Annotated in this window: 20 protein-coding genes and 3 pseudogenes; 12 read left to right on the plus strand and 11 right to left on the minus strand. The window is 55.6% G+C overall.

Annotated elements, in window-relative coordinates; all coding sequences use genetic code 11:
- Positions 1–5: 5 nt before the first annotated feature.
- Complete coding sequence (locus CKW29_RS09235; protein WP_176465252.1) at positions 6–191, minus strand: hypothetical protein; 186 nt, start codon at positions 189–191, stop codon at positions 6–8.
- A gap of 53 nt (positions 192–244) precedes the next feature.
- A protein-coding gene (locus CKW29_RS09240; protein WP_095143281.1) for an IS3 family transposase occupies positions 245–1,311 on the minus strand; the annotation gives its coding sequence in 2 pieces (ribosomal slippage) (positions 245–1,059 and positions 1,059–1,311; 1,068 coding nt in all).
- Between the two features lie 71 nt (positions 1,312–1,382).
- Between CKW29_RS09240 and CKW29_RS09245 the strand changes: the two are divergent.
- A pseudogene (locus CKW29_RS09245) lies at positions 1,383–1,598 on the plus strand (DNA adenine methylase); the annotation flags it as partial.
- Between the two features lie 56 nt (positions 1,599–1,654).
- Here CKW29_RS09245 and CKW29_RS09250 read toward each other — a convergent pair.
- Both CKW29_RS09250 and CKW29_RS09255 read right to left on the minus strand, forming a co-directional pair.
- Positions 1,655–1,906: pseudogene (locus CKW29_RS09250) on the minus strand (IS30 family transposase); the annotation flags it as partial.
- Positions 1,897–2,343: pseudogene (locus tag CKW29_RS09255) on the minus strand (AraC family transcriptional regulator N-terminal domain-containing protein); the annotation flags it as partial. The pseudogenes CKW29_RS09250 and CKW29_RS09255, both read right to left, overlap by 10 nt.
- 144 nt (positions 2,344–2,487) lie before the next feature.
- Between CKW29_RS09255 and CKW29_RS09260 the strand changes: the two are divergent.
- Together CKW29_RS09260 and CKW29_RS09265 are read left to right on the plus strand one after the other, a co-directional pair.
- Positions 2,488–3,108 (plus strand): LysE family translocator, encoded by a 621-nt coding sequence (locus tag CKW29_RS09260; protein WP_095079639.1) that lies wholly within the window; start codon positions 2,488–2,490, stop codon positions 3,106–3,108.
- A 9-nt stretch (positions 3,109–3,117) separates the two neighbouring features.
- Positions 3,118–4,104 carry a quinone oxidoreductase gene (locus CKW29_RS09265; protein WP_256577001.1) on the plus strand — a complete coding sequence of 329 codons (987 nt, stop codon included), beginning with the start codon at positions 3,118–3,120 and terminating at the stop codon, positions 4,102–4,104.
- 18 nt (positions 4,105–4,122) lie between these two features.
- Here CKW29_RS09265 and CKW29_RS09270 read toward each other — a convergent pair whose 3' ends face one another.
- Positions 4,123–5,004 carry a LysR family transcriptional regulator gene (locus tag CKW29_RS09270; RefSeq protein ID WP_095143282.1) on the minus strand — a complete coding sequence of 294 codons (882 nt, stop codon included), beginning with the start codon at positions 5,002–5,004 and terminating at the stop codon, positions 4,123–4,125.
- A 111-nt stretch (positions 5,005–5,115) separates the two neighbouring features.
- On the opposite strand from CKW29_RS09270, the gene CKW29_RS09275 reads away from it, so the two are divergent.
- The 3 genes from CKW29_RS09275 to CKW29_RS09285 are packed head-to-tail and all read left to right on the plus strand — an operon-like array spanning position 5,116 to position 7,965.
- Positions 5,116–6,240 (plus strand): fatty acid desaturase, encoded by a 1,125-nt coding sequence (locus tag CKW29_RS09275; RefSeq protein WP_176465253.1) that lies wholly within the window; start codon positions 5,116–5,118, stop codon positions 6,238–6,240.
- Between the two features lie 14 nt (positions 6,241–6,254).
- Complete coding sequence (locus CKW29_RS09280; protein ID WP_095079438.1) at positions 6,255–6,710, plus strand: cobalamin-dependent protein; 456 nt, start codon at positions 6,255–6,257, stop codon at positions 6,708–6,710.
- Between the two features lie 49 nt (positions 6,711–6,759).
- Entirely contained in the window at positions 6,760–7,965 is a 1,206-nt protein-coding gene (locus CKW29_RS09285; RefSeq protein ID WP_095143283.1) for a methylaspartate mutase, read from the plus strand.
- Between the two features lie 417 nt (positions 7,966–8,382).
- Here the strand turns inward: CKW29_RS09285 and CKW29_RS09290 are convergent, their stop codons facing one another.
- Complete coding sequence (locus CKW29_RS09290; protein WP_095143598.1) at positions 8,383–8,874, minus strand: hypothetical protein; 492 nt, start codon at positions 8,872–8,874, stop codon at positions 8,383–8,385.
- Between the two features lie 408 nt (positions 8,875–9,282).
- Here CKW29_RS09290 and CKW29_RS09295 point away from each other — a divergent pair, with 408 nt between their 5' ends.
- On the plus strand, positions 9,283–9,513 hold the full coding sequence (locus CKW29_RS09295; RefSeq protein WP_095143284.1) for a hypothetical protein: 231 nt from the start codon (positions 9,283–9,285) through the stop codon (positions 9,511–9,513).
- Between the two features lie 466 nt (positions 9,514–9,979).
- Here CKW29_RS09295 and CKW29_RS26000 read toward each other — a convergent pair whose 3' ends face one another.
- Positions 9,980–10,192: a hypothetical protein gene (locus CKW29_RS26000; RefSeq protein WP_095143286.1), complete on the minus strand. Its 213-nt coding sequence runs from the start codon at positions 10,190–10,192 to the stop codon at positions 9,980–9,982.
- Between the two features lie 1,051 nt (positions 10,193–11,243).
- Here CKW29_RS26000 and CKW29_RS09315 point away from each other — a divergent pair.
- Together CKW29_RS09315 and CKW29_RS09320 are read left to right on the plus strand one after the other, a co-directional pair.
- Positions 11,244–11,687 carry a hypothetical protein gene (locus tag CKW29_RS09315; protein ID WP_095148307.1) on the plus strand — a complete coding sequence of 148 codons (444 nt, stop codon included), beginning with the start codon at positions 11,244–11,246 and terminating at the stop codon, positions 11,685–11,687.
- A 387-nt stretch (positions 11,688–12,074) separates the two neighbouring features.
- A complete protein-coding gene (locus tag CKW29_RS09320; RefSeq protein ID WP_095143289.1) occupies positions 12,075–12,278 on the plus strand; it encodes a hypothetical protein in 204 nt (67 codons plus the stop codon).
- Positions 12,279–12,445: 167 nt separating this feature from the next.
- Here the strand turns inward: CKW29_RS09320 and CKW29_RS09325 are convergent, their stop codons facing one another.
- On the minus strand, positions 12,446–12,661 hold the full coding sequence (locus CKW29_RS09325) for a hypothetical protein (RefSeq protein ID WP_095148308.1): 216 nt from the start codon (positions 12,659–12,661) through the stop codon (positions 12,446–12,448).
- A 433-nt stretch (positions 12,662–13,094) separates the two neighbouring features.
- On the opposite strand from CKW29_RS09325, the gene CKW29_RS09330 reads away from it, so the two are divergent.
- Together CKW29_RS09330 and CKW29_RS09335 are read left to right on the plus strand one after the other, a co-directional pair.
- Positions 13,095–13,382: an excalibur calcium-binding domain-containing protein gene (locus CKW29_RS09330; protein ID WP_095143291.1), complete on the plus strand. Its 288-nt coding sequence runs from the start codon at positions 13,095–13,097 to the stop codon at positions 13,380–13,382.
- 395 nt (positions 13,383–13,777) lie between these two features.
- Entirely contained in the window at positions 13,778–14,353 is a 576-nt protein-coding gene (locus tag CKW29_RS09335) for a hypothetical protein (RefSeq protein WP_095148309.1), read from the plus strand.
- Between the two features lie 156 nt (positions 14,354–14,509).
- Here CKW29_RS09335 and CKW29_RS09340 read toward each other — a convergent pair whose 3' ends face one another.
- Positions 14,510–15,994 (minus strand): PLP-dependent aminotransferase family protein, encoded by a 1,485-nt coding sequence (locus CKW29_RS09340; RefSeq protein ID WP_095148310.1) that lies wholly within the window; start codon positions 15,992–15,994, stop codon positions 14,510–14,512.
- Positions 15,995–16,181: 187 nt separating this feature from the next.
- On the opposite strand from CKW29_RS09340, the gene CKW29_RS09345 reads away from it, so the two are divergent.
- Positions 16,182–17,375 (plus strand): benzoate/H(+) symporter BenE family transporter, encoded by a 1,194-nt coding sequence (locus tag CKW29_RS09345; RefSeq protein ID WP_095148311.1) that lies wholly within the window; start codon positions 16,182–16,184, stop codon positions 17,373–17,375.
- Between the two features lie 24 nt (positions 17,376–17,399).
- On the opposite strand, the gene csrA is transcribed toward CKW29_RS09345, so the two are convergent.
- Positions 17,400–17,594, minus strand: a complete 195-nt coding sequence (gene csrA / locus CKW29_RS09350; RefSeq protein ID WP_095143295.1) for a carbon storage regulator CsrA — start codon at positions 17,592–17,594, stop codon at positions 17,400–17,402.
- 656 nt (positions 17,595–18,250) lie between these two features.
- Entirely contained in the window at positions 18,251–18,685 is a 435-nt protein-coding gene (locus CKW29_RS09360; RefSeq protein WP_095143297.1) for a glycine zipper domain-containing protein, read from the minus strand.
- Positions 18,686–18,698 lie beyond the last annotated feature (13 nt).

The following is an 18,698-nucleotide window of genomic DNA, read 5'->3' on the forward strand; positions in this document are numbered from 1 at the left end:
GGTGGTCAGTCGTGTTCGCCATGAGCGAGCATCTTTTCGATGTCGCCGGCGGATGGCTTATTCCAGTTCTTGATCTGGCCGGTTTCCAGATCAATGTTGAGGATCAGGTAATCGCCGTAGTGGTCACCCGGAAAGAAGTTCGGCACGTAGCCTTTGTAGCTGCCCACTTCTTCGCCCTGCGCATCCTTCAAGCCGGCCGCGAAGCGGTAATCCCCCCATTTTTAGTACTCACCAAAAGTAGAGGTCAGGCCACCAGGGCCAACTTCTGTTTGGGGTTCGGACGCTCGTGATTGTATGTCCAGATCCAGTTTGTGCCGTACTCCTGAACTTCGGCGATTGATTCAAACAGGTAATGACCCAGCCAGTCATAGCGCACGGTGCGGTTGTAGCGCTCAACATAGCCATTCTGCTGCGGATTACCCGGTTGAATGTATTCCAGGCGGACACCCTGTTTTTCGGCCCACAGCGTCAACTTCGTGCTGATGTACTCAGGGCCGTTATCGCTGCGGATGGCTTGTGGTTTACCCCGCCACTCAATCACCTGATCCAGTGCGCGCACCACTCGCTCGGCCGGTAGCGACAGATCAATTTCCATGCTCAAGGCTTCGCGGTTGAAGTCATCAATCAAATTGAAAATCCGAAAGCTGCGTCCGTCGGCTAGTTGATCGTGCATGAAGTCCATCGACCAGCACTGATTGATCGCTTTGGGAACAGCCAGTGGCTCGGGCTTTTCCCGCACGATGCGTTTGCGCAGTTTAATCCGCAGGTTCAGCTCCAGTTCGCGGTAAATCCGGTACACCCGCTTGTGGTTCCAGCGATAGCCCTTCACATTGCGCAGATACAGGAAGCACAAGCCAAAGCCCCAGTTACGCTGGTTATGCGTAAGCCGAATCAGGTGATCGGCAATCTCGGTATTTTCCGTCGACAGACGCGGTTGGTAGCGATAGCAGCAGTGGCTGACCCCGAAGGCCATACACGCCAGCTTGATGCTGATTTTTCCTGAGCGTACAGCGTGCTGCGCCATCTCTCGTCGCCGAGATGGCTTCACCACTTTTTTGCCATCGCTTCCTGGATGATTTCGGCTTTGAGGCGCTCCTCGGCATACATCTTCTTTAAGCGACGGTTCTCCTCCTCAAGCTCACGCAGTCGAGCCATCAGCGACGCGTCCATGCCGCCGAACTTGGCGCGCCACTTGTAGAAGGTGGCCGAACTGATGCCGTGCTCTCGGCACAGCTCTGGCACTGGGCTTCCAGCCTCGGCTTGCTTGAGGATGGCAATGATTTGGCTGTCCGAAAAACGGGATGTCTTCACGCAAAATTTCCTTGATCCGATTAGGAGAAAACTCTACTTCTGACGAGTACTTTTTTCAGGGGGGATTACCCTATGAACGCATGGCCGACTTCATGCGTCGCTGTAAGGGTAGGGTAATGGTCAGCATCAACGACCACCCGGACATTCGCCGGGTGTTCGAAGGTTTTCACTTTGAGACGCTGGATATCCGCTACACCACGAGCAACCAGCGACAGGGCAAGGCCGAGGTCAGTGGCGAGTTGGTGATCATGAACTGGGAGCCAGCAGCGCTAGGAGGGCTGTTTTGAAATGACCGCTTTCATCTAAAGCCGCCGGTGACGACAGTCAGAAATCGACTGTGGATTCAACCGGTCGATGCAACAGATTGGCTAAATCGTTCCGCAGGTGTTTCGTAGTTTAGTGTTTTCCGAGGGCGGCTATTTAGCTACCTGGTCACTTCATTGAGCGTGGCTTGCGAGTGCTCCGCCAGGTCAGTCCCTTTCGGGAAGTACTGCCTTAACAACCCGTTGGTGTTCTCATTCGATCCCCGTTGCCAAGGACGATGAGGATCGCAGAAGTAGACCTTGATGTCGGTAGCCACCGTAAAGCGCTCATGGTGTTGCGCAGCATAAACAATCGCGTCTGGTGCAGGCGTGTCGGTTTCAAGTACTGCATGGGCGTGGAGTCTGTCACGCTGCGAAAGTGCAGGTGAAAGTTGGGGATACTCATGTTGGCTTCGTGGCCGAGCGCTTCGACGTCCAGATGTTCGTGGTAGCAGCTGTGGATCTTGCGTATCGCCCGGGTGATCTTGCCGAAGTGCCCCCGGCGACTGAGCGCGGCACGCATTGAGCCGCCCTGCTCGCCGGTCAGGATCCGGTAGTAGATTTCCCGTATCAGCGACGGTCCAAGTTTCTGCGCATCGCCCGGGCGACTCATGGCTTCCAGGAAGCGCAGCATCGAGCTGCGCAGCAAATCGTCCATGAACGAGGCGTAATGTGGCGTCGCATTTTTGCGGCTAGTCGTTTTGCATCTGCAGCCGTCCAGGAGTGCCAAAACCAATCCTCCCAGACACAAAAAAGCGCTGTCACGCTTCCCACATTTATGGAATATCGCTTTGCGCTCTTCGCTATAACCTTATAAGCGACCGCGAATTAGACTTGAGGGAGTGCAGTCCATGCCGTGATTGAGGATAAAAGCGTGCAAGAAATATTCAGCATCAACTGGCTGCTTTGGCTGTCAACCATGGCACCGCTGACCCTGAGTGCAGGTCCTGGCAACTTGATGGTTGCGACCTCCGGCGCACAAAGCGGTGTACGTCGTTCGTTCCGGTTTATCGTCGGCCTAGACATCACTTATTTCTTGCTCGCGGTGCTGGTCGGGTTAGGGCTTTATCACACGCTGATGAACAGCCCGAGGCTGGTTTGGGTACTGCAAGTGCTAGGCAGCTTCTACATCTTGTGGCTTGGGGTGCGGCTGCTGCGTCGCCCGCTGAAAGCGCCCGGCGACAAAGCCATACACTTGCAGTTTCGAGACGGCATCGTTGTGCAGTTGGGCAATGTGCAAGGAATAGTGATGTTGCTGGTGATGTTTTCCACCTTCACGCCCTCTGGCGAGACAAGCAGCAGCGTTGTGCTGATCTTGAGCGCTGCGCTGATTTCGCTGAATTTCTTCTCGCACGTCATCTGGGTATCGATGGGGTCGACCGTGCAGAAACTGATCCAGGCGCGGCCCAAACTGCTGGTGTTCCAGAACGCGATGTTTGGACTGATGCTGATCGCGGTAGCGGTCTGGATTTTCCTGCGTACCGGTTCTCTGTAAGGAGTCTCCATGACCCATGCCCATGCTGTTGTCTTCGCCGTTCCTGGGAAGCCGGACGTCCTCGAGCTACGGGAGTACGAATTGCGTGCCGCCGGCCCCGGAGAAATCACCGTCGCTATCGAGGCGGCCGGCGTCAACTTTATTGATTTGCATCGGCGCTCTGGCGCGCTTGAGGATGGTTCTCCCTTTCCAAGGAGCTTGGGCGTGGAGGGCGCGGGGCGCGTCGTCGAATGTGGACCGCAAGTGCGAGGTTTCATCCCCGGCGACCGGGTGGCATTCATCGACAGCTCGACGGGCAGCTACGCCAGTCACGCTGTACTTCCAGCCATGCGCGCGATTCGATTGCCCGATGACGTACCGAGCGAAATCGCCGCTGCGTTGATGTTCAAGGGACTGACCGCCGAATACCTGACTTATCGCTGCGTACCGCTCGAGCCTGACGACTGGGTCGTCTGGCATGCTGCTGCCGGCGGCGTGGGGAGCATTGCCACGGGCTGGCTCGCCGCCAGGGGCGTGCGCGTCATCGGTCTTGCTTCAACCGAAGCTAAAAGACGCCAAGCGTTGGATGCTGGCTGCTTCGCTGCCCTTGACTCCGACGCTCCGGGAACATTGTCGTTCATTCGTGAATTGACCGACGGCAAGGGCGCTCATACCGTGTTCGACTCTGTCGGGCGCGCTACCGTGGAGCTGTCATTGGCGAGCTTGCGCCAGCGCGGTCATCTGGTGCTATTTGGCAATGCGTCGGGCGACGTAACGGGGTTCAATCTATCGCGGCTTGGACAAATGGGCTCGCTGCATGTGACGCGGCCGTCCTTGAAGCACTACATCGGTCAGAACGCCGAACTCACCACCAGCTCGGCACAGGTTCTGATGGCCTTGTCCAAAGGTTTGATTCGTAGGCCCCAGATAACGCGCTTACCGCTCGCCATGGCTGCCGAGGCGCACCGCATCGTGCAGGAAAGGCAAACCCAGGGCTCACTGATCCTGGTGCCATGACCCTCCATGCAAAGGTTGCTATTGCATCTCCGCCGTTTTGCTGTGGAATAGCTCCGTCAGATAATCCACCACTTGATCGACGCGGCCTACGCCTTGCGTAGCCTGATTGCGCAGAAGCCAGATATCGGAGTTGTGCAGGGGGCTATCGGCCAGGACCTGACGCAAGCCTGACTGGTGTGCAACATAGGTCGGTAGCGCGGCGATACCAAGATCAGCTTCTACCGCCTTGAGCTGGGCATTGAGATTGGACACGCGCATCCAGAGCTTCTGGTCGCCGCTCACCTCATTCAGCCATTGCGCGAGCGGCATATAAGACATTTCCTCAGTCCAACCAATCAAGTGATGGTGCTTCAAGTCGTCAGGCTTCGCTGGCAGTCTGTTGGCGGCGGCATATCCTTCGGAACAAAAAAGGCCCTGCATCAGTGTCCCGACCCGGCGCATGGTGAAGTTGCCGTTTTCGGGTCTGCGCAATCGGATAATGATGTCGCTATGGCTTTGCGTGAGTTTTGAAGACACCGCCGTGTTGATGAAGTCGAAGCTGATCTCGGGGTATTGATCACGGAAATCCGCCAGTCCAGGAATGATCAGGTGCGTGCCCATCAGCTCCGGGCAATCGATGCGCACCTGCCCAGCCATCCGATTGCTTGGCTGCGACATCTGCCGCTCAATGAGTTTGAAGCGCTCCTCCGTCTCTAACGCCAGTGGAAGCAGCGCCCTGCCAGCTTCCGTCAGGAAATAGCCGTTGGTCTTTTTCAAGAACAACACGGTACTGAGCGAATCCTCAAGTGCGGCGATCTTGCGCGACACCGTCGATGCCGAAACCTTGAGCGAGTTTCCCGCCTCGGTCACGTTGTTCGACTTGGCGACGAAGATAAAAACTTTCAGATCATCCCAGTTCACGTTGATGAAGTACTCAAAAATGGAAAATCGATCTCCACCTATTTCTATTCGAAATAACGAGAGGTCACGTTAAAGTTTTTTGCATGGAGCAAACCCGCAGAGGACACATGGATGATACGTAACTCGATGCGCGCCCTTCCAGGGTTCATACAACCATTTTTGAGCTGGCTGACAGCCAAGCCTCTGCCTGAGGATCTCAACCAGGTCCGAATTCTGAAACCCATCCACCATATCCTTGTGTCAACGGGATTAATAGCATTCGGGGTGTTGTTGGCCGGCATTGGTTACTTGCATGGCAGTGTGACTTTCTGGCTGCTGGGCTTTGTAGTGGCGACCGGTGGTATCAAGCAGATGCAGGTTATGATCTGCCATAACTGTGCTCATGACATGGTTTTTGAACAGCGTGAGATGAACTTGACAGTAGGCCGGATTATTTCTGGCGTATTGATGCTCAAACCGTTCGATACCTACAAGCAAGAGCACGCTCTGCACCACAGTTCCAAAACCCTGCTCACAGAGGATGACGACACTCTGTCTTACCTGCAAGGGGTGGTGGGATTAAAACCGTCCGACAGCGTTGCCACGATGTGGACCAAATTGGTCTCCACGGCGCTATCACCGTTAGCGATCCTGCGCTCTTTCTGGAGCCGATTGAAGGCGACTGCAACCGCGTCGAACGGCCGTGTTGCAGCGCTGACGCTGATCTTCTGGGCCACGGTCAGTTTGCTGGCAGCAGCCATGGGGCATTTCGATCTTTTCATCATGGCGTGGGTCGTGCCGGTATTCGCCGGCTATCACATCAGCACGACGTTCCGCCTGGCTGCCGAGCACACCTGGCCCAACGTGGACGTACTGGAACGGCGCGGTATCGACTTCATTTGCGAAAGCACGACCGGTGTATTTATTGGTGAGGAGTTGCGCATACCGGAGGCTGCGGGTGCTGTTCGACGCATTGCCTATATCTGCTTATGGCTGATCAAAATGCTGGGCTACCACTTGTTCATCCGCGTGTTTGTGATGGTCGGCGATACACCGTGCCACGACTTTCACCATCGGCGCCCAAGATCCAAGGAATGGCCGAACTACATCACCGCGCGCGAGCGGGACAGGATCGAAGGCTCGAAACCTTTTCCCACTAATTACGCCGATTACTGGGGCTATATCAACGCGGTAACAACGAACTTCCGCAATTTCCAGAAGGCACTTCCGTATTACGCAAGCAGAACAGAAACTTAAAAGGGATTTTAACGATGACATTCAACAAAACCGCTCTTCTCAGCACTGTACCATCAGACTCCCATAGCTGGAACCTAGTGTTCATGGAGTTCCTGCTCAATGACCTTGGCTATAAGGTCGAAAACCTGGGGCCCAACACGCCAATGGATGATGTTATTGCGCGGCTTAACCGCAATGGCTGCGCAATAGTTGTGATCAGTACTGTCAATGGCCACGGCTACATCGAGGGCGCCGAACTCGCCCAGCGCATTCGCAACGAGACGAATCACATCAAAGGGCTCTATATCGGCGGAAAAATCTGCACTGAAAACGACGCCCTGACCATCGCCCGGCACAGCGATACGCTTCGGGCAGCGGGTTTTGACGAGGTGTTCGATGACAGCGTGGCAAACAGTTTTGATGCCTTTCAGGAGCTCGTTTCCGCACAGTTGTATCCAACCCATTACCTGGAAAAGCGGGTCGCGCGATGAGCGCGTACTCTGATCCAGATAAAGCAGGGACAGGAAAAGGTATGCCGAAATGATCGACTTCAACACCCACGTGCTTGAACGGTTTGACGTACACGGTCCGGTACTCCAGCCGCGAATGGGCTTCAGTGACCCCGTCCTGATGCAGGCAGGGCTGGAGGCCACAGCGGCCAGTCGCGCGAACACGGTATGCACCATCACCCTTGATGCGTTCACCCGGGTGAATGATCTCGACGCGGCGCAACGGGCGATTGATAGTGCGTCCATGCTAAATGGCTATCCGATTGTGAATCATCCGGCGGCGAAAACCCGTGCGATGCTGGAACAGATTCATGCCCGCTACCTCCTGCCGGTGCAGATTCGCCATGGCTCGCCCGATCCACTGCACATTTTCAAGCGCATGGTCGAAATCGGCTCGGCCACCACCGAGGGTGGGCCAATTTCCTATTGCTTGCCGTACAGCCGTACGCCGCTGCGTGAGGCTTTCGGCCACTGGGAAAAAGCCTGCCAGGTGCTTTCCAGAGGGCTGGACCACAGTCATATCGAGAGCTTCGCCGGCTGCATGATGGGGCAGATGTGCGACCCGGTCATTCTGGTTGCACTCAATATTTTAGAAGGACTGTTTTTGCGCTCTCACGGGATCAAGACGTTGTCGTTCTCCTACGCCCAAGGCACCTCGCCCGTGCAGGACCGTGCCGCGGTGACGGCTTTGCAACAACTTGCCAGCGAATACTTCGCACCGGGCAGCTATCACTTCGTCGGGTACGTGTTTATGGGTTTTTTCCCACGAACCCTGGGCGGGTTTTGTCGAATCACTGGCGATGCGCTGGGCATGATTCGCTCTACGGGCGTGCAGCGTGTGATCATCAAGACTCCGGTGGAGTCACGTCGTATTCCTCGGGTTGAGGAGAACATCGCTGCATTGGAATACGCCAGTTATTGCCTGCACACGGATGGTGTCTTGCCGGATGTCCCGTTTGACGCGCATGAGCATGCCCGCATTCTAGACGCCTCGAGGCGGCTGATTGAAGGAACGTTGACTCGTGATGCCGACTTGTCCGAAGCAATTCTCAGTGCATTCGACAGTGGTTTTCTATCGATTCCTTACTGCCTTCACCCAGATAATAAACGGGGAGCCGGCACGGTGTTGACCGCGAAAAATTATTACCAAGGATTCGAGGGTGAGCGAGTGGAGAATGCTTTCTCCTTCTTGGCAGCATTGCGACAAAACATCCGCACCTATGATGGCGCCGCCTAACTTGAAAAACGCACAGGGATACGATGTGTGCGCTTAAGTTGTTGACCGCAAGCTTTTGGCTTGGATTTTCGATAAGCTCAAGAGAACGTGGTTCTCCCCATTATGAGGAGAGGGTCGCGCAGAAAAAACGTACTTTCAGTACGGGTGCATTATAAATCATGGCTGCTACGTACCACGTAGTTGCGCCTCGCAAGCCAGGCGTCCCCAGGATCCGTATTGAGAGATGGTGGTAGGCTAGGGGGGCGGCGACTTGTCAACAAGCGTAGCCCGTCGGATCCGGACTGGCGATTGCTGTCTCTCGTGACTGGCCGATTGCAGTCATTCACACTGCGCCAGCTTTAGCCGGCGAGCGACAGGAGTCGGCCAAAAAGAAGATATAGCTAACGTCGTGTCACAGGAAGCCATATATGAAACTCTTCATAACTTAGGATCTGTCTTGAGCGTAAAGTCTAAAAAATCCTCTTTTGATGTCTTGGGCACTTTGAACTTAATAAAGCCATATCCGAGTGCTGTATGGCATGCATTACACGCGATCTCAGTTTCTGAAAATTTTTCATTGAAAGTCTTCGTGTTCTTATTTGAAATGGCCTGGCCAAGCGGTAGAAGATAAGTACTCTCAAAAGCCTTCAACATGCCAGCCCTTTGTGGCCTGGTAATCTCCGCCACTTCTTGCGACTCACGCAATTCCTTTAGCTGGTACTGAGCCAGCCCCCAATTACCGCCATTCGCCGCCCAGTATATATTGGCAAACCGATAACCGTACTCATGCATTACCACCCCTAAGCCTGGCTGAATGGAGGAAAGCACATCAACACGGCTCTCGACACTGCCCTCAGTTATACTTTTTGCAACTTCATCACTCGCGTGAACTACAAGGAACGGTGCCAAAAACAGGCCAGTGAGAACCATTCGTTTGCGAAGCGTAATGCCACCTCGTTTAACTAGGTATTGACAGTTTTTCGGGAACTTAGCGCTTTAATCATTGAAAACGCTAAAGCCGAAAGGCACCGTGCGAAATGCATTCAGGAGTGAGCGTTGCACTTATATGTTGAGTTCAAGCCCAGTGTAGTCGACCAGCGTAGTCTATTGACGCTTCACGGAGCTGGGCCGACGAAAGGTCTCCCCCCATCGATACTTGTTAAGCAACTCATTCAGCAAGGTGAGTCGGCCTGGCTTACATGGATACATGCGACTGTCCGTTTTGGGTCGAACTCAGCCTGTAAAATTAGTAATGCAGTTCTGCATCAGGAGGATACCGGGTAGTCGCGTAAGGACGCCTATACTCCGCTGGCAAAGTAATCGGAATCGGTGGTTTTGATGAACAAGGATAGAAATAGCGGGGAAGACCAGAGCCTGGGCGACAAGATGAAGGCAGGCGAACCGCTGATGGAGCGGGCGGTGCAGGCGTTACGCCGGTACCACGAAGCGCAAGAGACGCAGCCTGCGCGAGAAGTGGAGAAGCTGCGCCTCGAAGCGGAAGCGCTATTCGCTGCTGTTCACGAGTATCAGCGCCAAGCCCTCGGCGAGCCTCCACCTCGGTTGCATTGAGCGAATTCGGGGAGCGACAAAGGCAGCAATCGACCCAGGTGAATCGGTCCTGGTTTGTAGGCGCATCTGACGGGCCGCTTTTGGCTGTGGATTCAACCGGTCGATGCAACACAACTAAATTCTGTGTAAGCAGAAGGAGTGTTGCAGATGAAGCAGAGACCTCGGATCTATTACACCGAAAGCCAGAAAAAACTGATGTGGGATCACTGGCAGAAAGGCGACTCGCTCCAGCACATCGCCCAACTATTTACTGGCCTACACAGTCCCCGGATACAAATCCCTCTACCTGACTATGATCGGTGGCTGGCTGTTCGGTATGACCTTTGTGAGGTTCCGACCTATCAAGTGATCCGGGATCGAGCCATGGCGGCTTGGTGGTAATTTGGTTGATAGGTCGAGCGCCGCGCATTGAAGTACAGATTCTGCGGCAGGTTCTTGTTCGCAGTATTGCGCGGCCTTGGGACCATCACGCTGCTCCTTTCAATACCATTGCCACCAGATCGTTACCGCATGACCGGTTAAAGGCAGTCCAATCTACGTACCAGAGTTTCCCGATCTGCTCGCCAGGCACTATTCCATTACGGATATGGTTGCGGATGGCCTGGGGGCATTGGGGGGTTCCGTTTTCGCCCCAGCGTCGACGCTGAAACTCGCTGATCTTTATCAGATCTCGCCTCATTGAATACCTCTGCCCGGGTTGGGCGTTGATGCTCCATACCGCGTGCGGCGGCAGAAGGTGGGGTTGTAGAAATCTGATGAAGGGGGTGAGGCAAGCTCTGTGGGTGAGCTACTGTTGATGCGCTCGCCTCACCAGTTGCTGACCATTCAGCCCCCTTCCTGAGGTGGCTGGTGGGGCGAGCTCTTTTGCCGTTTCATGAACGTGACCCAGTGCGTTTTTTCACGTTGATCCGTACCACTTGGTTGACGTGCCCAACGTGCTGTTGCTTCAGGGGAGGCTTGTTTTCTGTGGGCATAGGGATGTCCTTGGCCAGTGATCGGCTACAGTTGATAGGTCACTGATATGGAGATCGAATATGAAGTGCTTAATCTGTCAGGCTGCCGCCAGGACTGTTCACGCGCTTGGAGACTGGTCAGAGGTCAAATGCTCAGCTGATTGTGGACACTTCAGGGTTTCGGCAAACCTTGTTGCGAAGATGAAGTTCAAGAACGAATTCTTTGACGTCGAACGCACAAGGCGATGGCTTGATATGTCTCGGAATGATGAGCCAGTGCCGTTGATATCGACCTACGATTACAACGTTTCCTTACTGCATCGCGATGCAGAAGAGAGATCTACCCGCCTGCCGAATCGTTCTAGGCAATCGGTAGCTTCAGATTAGATAGAGGTTCTTGCTTCGATCTGGCGAAGTGCATGCTGTACCGCTGGTGATGCAAGGGGAGACGCGAACGCGATATTGACTCTACGAGGCGTACTTGCAGGAGTTTTAATCGTGAACTACGGTTAAAGCAGAACGGATGGCCATTATCTAAGGGACTAGCAATGAGAAATCGCATGCGTGTTTCTGTGACTTACCTTGGTCCCTTTTCTCTACTGAAAATCCGTTTGTCGGTCGAATTTTTATTCGGTGGACTCGCCAGCTGGCAGGCTCATCGCGTTTGACTTGGCTCAGAACTCTACTGCAGTCACTGCTTTGAATTTCAGGGTGTCCACGTCTTATTCCTATTTGAAATATAGACGCCGTTATTATTGTTTAGGGAAGGGAAAGCCAATGGATTTGAATGATTTGCTTGCTGTAGTAAATACAGAACATGCCGCTGCTTTGAGTTTGAGCAAGGGCGGGTGGGAAGGATGGCTTCAAGCGGAGCTGTGGTACTACCTCAATATTACGAAGACTCCGACTGAGTCAACAGAGCGGGAAGTTAAATTTCCGCAGACGCAAACATATTGCGACTTGGTGACAAGCACAAATCAATGGGTCGAAATTAAAGCCTTCGGTATATTTCGTGAAGGAGATGAGAATCGATTCATGGATGGGATCGCGCTAGATGTCATGAAAATGGATAAAAGGCCAAATGGGGCAACGGGTCTAGTCTGGGTGGTCGTTCCCCGCGCAATCGGTGATGAGCTGGTAAGGGCGTTTCAGGATCGAGGTTGGAATGGGTTCGAAAGAACTAACGCAGAATATGTGAGTATATTTCAAATGAGCTTTTAACCAGAATAGCTAGCTTGTGTAAGCGTTAGCTGAGTGCATATGAAATCAGTCAAATGTAAAGCCCAGCTGAGTGCTGGGCTTTGTTGTAGTGGTCAACTAATCCGGACACGACGTTAAGTTTTTCTTGGCCTGAGCTGACGCCGCCCTCCGTGACCGGATGCGACAGTGGGGGTGGTGGTTCACTCGGGTTGGTCTACGCTTTTAGCTAAACCTCAATGTTGGACTTGGCGCTGGATAATCAGTTTGAAAATGCGTCGCAATTCCACTGAATGAGAATGCCTGGCGGTATGATCGACTTTGAGGGGCTACAAGCAAGCACAATTTCACCGACCCAAATACCGGTTTCGGCAAACTAATTGGCTCAGGCCGCTGTTAGAAAGGACTCCTATGAAATCCACTATCATTACCCTGGGCCTGCTCGCTGCCTTGGCCGGCTGCACAACCGCAGGCCCATATGTCACCAACATCTCGAGTGATGGACGTAACGGCTTGAACATTGAAAAGTGCGCCGTGAAGATGAATGCTTTCATGGGTACTGTCAGCACCACCGAATGCACGAGCCAGAATGTGCAGCTCAGCCGAAGTAACTGATCGCGTCAATGTCGCTGATGGCCTGGAGTGCATGTCCTCCAGGTCTCGTTTCTGCACGGCCAGGTGTTCATTCCGAAAGGTCCGTGCCATGTTTTCACGTATCTACACTTTGTGAGGCGGTTTCGTCAGCCTCATGATGTTTCCTGCAAATCCCCCGTCGTGCCAGATCAGCCTGCCTTTGCTCCATCGCTCACAAGAGAGAAAATAAACAACCCTAGAATGATCAGGAGCAGAGTTGCAGCAATGTTGGACAGGATCTTGATCGCTCTCCGATGCCGATGCATCCAATGGCCTTCGGGTTTGTAAGGCGCAAGCCGGTCAAGCGCGTTTACCAAGTCGGAAAACTTGGTAATCATCTCGATCACGAATTCGAGGACATTCATTTTGGCGACATCCTACGGCATTCTACGGTTGTCATGCCCACTGCCACGTCAGCTTGGTTTTAGGGCTTTGCGTATTCAAAACCGACAGAACCTTTGCGTGGCTCATCCCTCGATCGGGGCAGCACACTGAGTGTATTCAGCGTAGACCAGTCCCCGGATGCGTAATGGCGAATGTTGTCAGGAGCAAGTCGATAATCCTTCGCTGCCGAAGATGCAGGAACTACGTTAAGTAGAACGTTTATTTCATTCGGATGGGGTTTTATTAGTCAGTGCAGGTGAAGCATGGCTATAACAGTATTTGTAATAGCGGGACTTTTTTTAATTTCCTTGGGTGTGGTCACTATCTTGACCTGCAATGACCTATCCGGAAGGGGTTGCGTTGGAAGGCGGGCAGCGTAAGTATGCAGTCAGTCCCTCATCACGGATGAATCAAATGAAACTGATTTTCTTAGTGCTGGTTATGGGGTTGTTGGCCTGGAAGTTTTCCCCTGAAGTACAGTCATGGACGCAGGCCAGGCTATCCAGTCAACAGGCCGCCTCCCAAGCGGTGACTGCGCCAAAGCTCATTTCGATTTCGGTTCCCGTCAAATGTGATGGCCGCAAGCGCTGTTCACAGATGACCTCTTGTGCGGAGGCCACGAGCTTTTTGCAGAACTGCCCAGGAATGGAAATGGACGGAGACCACGATGGGGTGCCCTGTGAATCGCAGTGGTGTCGATGAGCGTCCATTAACAGGCTGGTAGTGGTTTGATTTTTTTACAGACGAGACACACTCGTCAAACGGGCTAGTGGCAAATTGCAATCCTCGCTGGCTGCCGCCCAATCAGCTCGTCCCTGACGCAGTTGGCGAGGGGAGCTCTCCTTCCAACTGGTCACCTAGAACGGCAGACCAGCGCAATCCAAACATGGTCATGCGATAGAAGACCCGGATTTGATCTGACGGTCACCGGGATGTCGTGTGTGGCTGCCTGGTCAAGCTTTCGCTTTTGCAGCATGACCCCTCGACAATACGATCCGTTTTGAAATTTGCGGGTACAAATGTAAATATGTATCATTAAGTTTCATAATCAAGGGTCGCAAGGAGAGCATTGCCCACATAACAATAAGGTCAAGGCAATGCTGAAAATGCTACTCGTATACGGTCACCTGCTCGCCACGTGCATTGCCCTGGGTCGGGTATTGCAGGCCGATCACAAGCTTTGGAGCTGGCGCAAGGAAGCGCTGGATCTCATGCAGCGTCAGTACATCGAAGACACCCAGAAGATTGTTACCCTGGCACTGTGGGCGCTTTGGGGAAGTGGTCTGCTGCTGGTGCTCCAAGGGTATGTCACCGAGGGCGATGCGTATCTGCTCAATCAGAAACTCTGGGCCAAAGTGACCGTTGTCGTGCTGCTTACCCTGAACGGCACACTGCTGCATCGAATCGGTTTCCCGCTCCTGCAAAAGGGTGCCTTTGTCTTGTTGCACGCCTCCGGGCGCACTCGGCTTGCGGTCTTGGGCGCGCTGTCGATGAGCGGCTGGCTATTCGCCTCTTTCCTGGGCGTGGCTCGAGCCTGGAATCACGCACTGCCTTACTTGCATGTGATGGGCGCTTTCGCAGCGCTTGCGTTGCTTGCGTGTGCGGTGTCACTGATAGTCGCCAGCGCGGCGGGCACCATGGGCGATAGGTGGTCGCGTACAGGTAGTGAGTGAAGGGGGGGAGAGAGTCCGCGGCGATTCGGTCGCGGACAATCGACGCTTTTTCCTGACACGTTTAACATCCGGTCTTCAGCCCCCGATGCTTCACTGAGACTTCCACTGCCGTGTCGCCAAACAGCCTAAATCAACGGCTCTGTCTCCTGGCGGATATCACGTGCGCATTTGCGCTTCAATCAGCGCGCACAGTGTCTGGACGGCTCCGCGCATGGACGTTGCCGGTGTGTTGCCAAAGCCCATCAACAGGCCATGGCGGACTTTGGTGTGGGGCGCCACGAACAATCCCGACAATGGGCCGGCACCAATCTCTCGTGCCCGGGCGGCGGCGGTCAGTGCCTGATCGTCACAACCCTGCGGCAGGTTGGCGAGAAGATGCAATCCGGTGGCGGCGGTCGAGACCGAAAGCAGTCCGTCGGCTTCGCTCGCGATAGCTGACAGTAGGGCCGCACGGCGCTCTGTGTAGAGCGACTTGGCGCGGCGGATATGGGGGCCTAAATGGCCATTGCCGATAAAGTCGGCAGCGGTGGCTTGCACTGACTTCGGTACGCGGTGGCCACTGCCATTGCGTACGCGTTGCAACACATCCACCAGATGATCGGGCGCGACCAGGAAACCCAGGCGTAGGCCGGGCATGAGCAACTTGCTAAGCGTACCGACGTAGATGACTCGACCATTGTCGCCATCCAGTGCCTTGAGCGCCGTGGTGGGGGCACATTCATAACGAAATTCACTGTCGTAATCATCTTCGAGGATCACGGCATTCGCCTCGTCAGCCCATTGCAGAAGGGCCATGCGCCTGGCCAGACTCATGGTGACACCGGTCGGGTATTGGTGTGAGGGTGACACCAGTGCCAGCCTGGCGTCGGGTGCGAGTCGGCGCCCGGCCTGCACTTCCAGGCCTTCGGCATCGACCGGCACGCCAACGGTGTTCAGTCCGGCCAATACCAGGCTGCGGTAAGTGGCATCGTATCCCGGGCTTTCGACCCAGGCGCGATCACCTCTGTCCGTGAGTGCGAGCGCGGCAATCAGGACGGCCGCTTGAGCACCGGGGGCGACGATGATGTTGTCGGGGCGACAGGTGATGCCGCGGGCGACGCCCAGGTACTCTGCCAGGGCTTCGCGCAAGGACAGCAGGCCCTGGGGATCGCCATAGGAGGCGCCGCTGGCCAGCCGTCCTCGCCAGAACCGCCCTTCAAGCCTGCCCCAAAGTGCATAGGGGAAGGCATCCAGTGCCGGGAGGCCAGGCGTCAGCGGCCAGGCGGGGTGGGCCAGTGACATGGAGTCGAGCCCTACCAGCTGGCACGAGCGCAGGGAGCCAGCCAGAACCGGTCGTGCAGGCGTGGAGGGCGCTGGGGGCCTGATCCCGATCCGGCTGGCTACGTAGGTCCCGGCCCCTTGGCGCGCTTCGAAGAACCCCTCGGCCAGCAGCTGTTCATAAACGCCGGTCACGGTCATCCGCGAAACTCCCAGCTCCTGTGCCAGCGTGCGGGACGCGGGCAGCCGAATGCCGGGCTTGAGGGTGTTATGGGTCACGCCTTTGCGGAAGAAACGCACCAGTTGTTCGCGCAGGGACAGTGGGCTGTCAGTGGAGGGGAGAAAGGCGTTCCAGACCGGGTAAGCCGTGGCGCGTTTTTTCATAAGAAGGACATCCGTATCCGCCGAAACAAGTGGTCTAAGTTAACTGTGGAAAGTGGATATTTCAACTAGTCCATTTTGTACCCATACTGGCTTCATTGTTAACCGCGCAGGTTCTGGGCCGGGCGTCTGGCGCAGATCCTGACCGGATCCCAGCCCGAGCATGCGCACTCAGGAAGGTACTTCACGGATGAAAAGCACGGCGACGGCCATACCCCTCAAATCAACCGATCTGTTCCATCCGGTGGTGGCGGCGCTGGTGTCCGTCATCGTCAACTACGGCGGCACTTTCATTCTCGTGTTTCAGGGGGCAAAGGCGGCCGGGCTGAGTCCCGAACAAACCGCTTCGTGGATCTGGTCGGTGTCCGTAGGGGTTGGCCTGACGGGGGCCTGGTTGAGCTACCGCTACCGAGAACCGATCATCACTGCCTGGTCGACGCCGGGCGCGGCTTTCCTGATCACGGTACTGCCTAATACGCCCTATGCCGAAGTCATTGGCGCTTATGTGTTGTCAGCCATCGGCTTCGTGATACTGGGGATGTCGGGCTATTTCGAGCGCGTGGTGAAAATGATCCCGCCGGGGATTGCCGCCGGCCTGCTGGCGGGCATCCTGTTGCGATTCGGCATGGGAGCGTTCGGTGGCGCGAGTGTTGACCCGCTGTTGGTTGGGGTACTGATTTTCAGCTATGCGCTTATCCGCCGGTTCACTGCCCGCTACAGTATTGTCGGCGTCCTGGTGATCGGTGTTGCGCTGTTACTCGGCCTGGGACAGGTCAGTTTCGACAGTGTCGAGCTCAGCCTGGCCACGCCGGTCTGGACGACACCCGAGTTCTCACTCAATGGGCTGTTCAGCGTCGCCTTGCCCTTGTTTGTGATCACCCTGACCGGGCAGTACATGCCCGGCATGCTGGTCCTGCGCAATGACGGTTTCACAACCAGCGCCAATCCGATTATCACCGTGACGGGGCTGGGCTCGCTGCTGATGGCACCCTTCGGTTCCCATGCGTTCAATGTGGCGGCGATCACCGCCGCCATTTGCACGGGACCTGAGTCCCACGAAGAACCCGGCAAGCGCTACATCGCCGGGCTCGCCTGTGGCGTGTTCTATGTGCTCGTCGGCGTGTTCGGTAGCACTTTGGCCACCTTGTTCGTGGTGCTGCCCGCCACATTCATCACCACCCTGGCCGGCCTCGCCTTGCTGGGCGCGATTGGCGGCAGCCTGGCGACCGCCGTGACGGATGTACGAGGGCGGGAAACCGCGCTGGTTACCTTCCTGGCCACGTCGGCCAACGTCACGCTGCTGGGCCTTGGCGGAGCGTTCTGGGGGCTGCTGGTGGGGTTGATCATGCATGGCGTGATGCACGCCAGGATTCGAAATCGCTGAGCGGGCTGCCATGATGCGGGTTGATCAGGTGTCCGGCGTGGCAGTCGCTTTGCGTTTCTGGTCGCGCAAATAGACTTCTTCCCGATGCACTTTTACGTCCTTTGGCGCATCGATTCCGATCCTGGCGCCCGTGCGCATATTGCTCGGGCTCAACACGGTGATCTTGATGTCGTCGCCGATAATAATGGACTCACCGATTCGCCTGGTTAGCAGTAACATCCTGTAGCTCCGGAGTGATGGAATATCCCCGCATACTGGTGCTCAGGCGCGTGCAGACGCGAATCAATAATTCTCAATTGTCGATGATCGAGGTGCAGCCCATGGCAAATGCGCCAGGCTGGTCGGTAATGGGGGGCGTCGGGATGGGGGGAGCGGACATAAAAAGAACCGCGTTCCCAAGCGGGAACGCGGAACAAAAGGAGTTTCACTTGGGGTGAGAGGGTTGGCACCACCGCAGGCAAGCGTCGATTGCTACCTGCCGAGTCAACCCATGTGCAAGCGCTGTGAAGTGCTTGCAGCCAGCCCCTCTCGACACCCATTTAGAACCCGCTCGGACGTTCTGCAAAGTTAATAAGTATCAAAAATATGGATTTACCGGCTGGCAGGGCACCTTGATGTGTCGGCTCATCCCGGCACTTTCGCCAGGGCAGCAAAAAGCCCGCGCAGGGCGTAATGATGTTCAGCTAAGCGAGCGCCGACCTTTGTAGGAGCGAGCGGGCTCGCGATGGACGTCAACGATTACGCGGATTTCTGAATAAACGCGTGGTTCTTGAGTTCATCGCGAGCGCGCTCGCTCCTACACGTGCGGTCTCATTTTCTTAACTGAATAGCATTACGCGCAGGGCGGGCTTCAGGGCACAAGCGGTGAGGGTCACTCAGTCGTGCTTGTACTTGTTCTTGTGTTTGTGTTTGTGCTTGCCGTTATAGCTTTTGCCGCCGGAGTGATGATCGTCATCGTCCGCCAGGTTGTTGCCCACCGCGCCACCGGCGGCGCCACCCAGCCCGGCACCGATGGTGGAGCCGGTCGAGCCACCCAGCGAATTGCCGATCACCGAACCGCCTGCCGCCCCGATTCCGCCGCCGATCGCGGCTTCGTTTCGGTTGCCTTTGGGGGCGGCGACGGCGCTGCCTGCGGCCCCGCCGACACCGGCGCCAATGGCCGCGCCAGTGCTGCCGCCAATTTGCTGGCCAACAACGTTACCCAGCGCGCCGCCCAATCCGCCACCGATGGCAGCGTCGCCATCTCCAGAGGCCATGGCGCCTTGTGTGAACAGAATACCCAGGGCAAGGGTGGACAGGATTAATCGCATGCTGTGGACCTCA

Source organism: Pseudomonas sp. Irchel s3a18, assembly GCF_900187535.1.
GTDB lineage: Bacteria > Pseudomonadota > Gammaproteobacteria > Pseudomonadales > Pseudomonadaceae > Aquipseudomonas.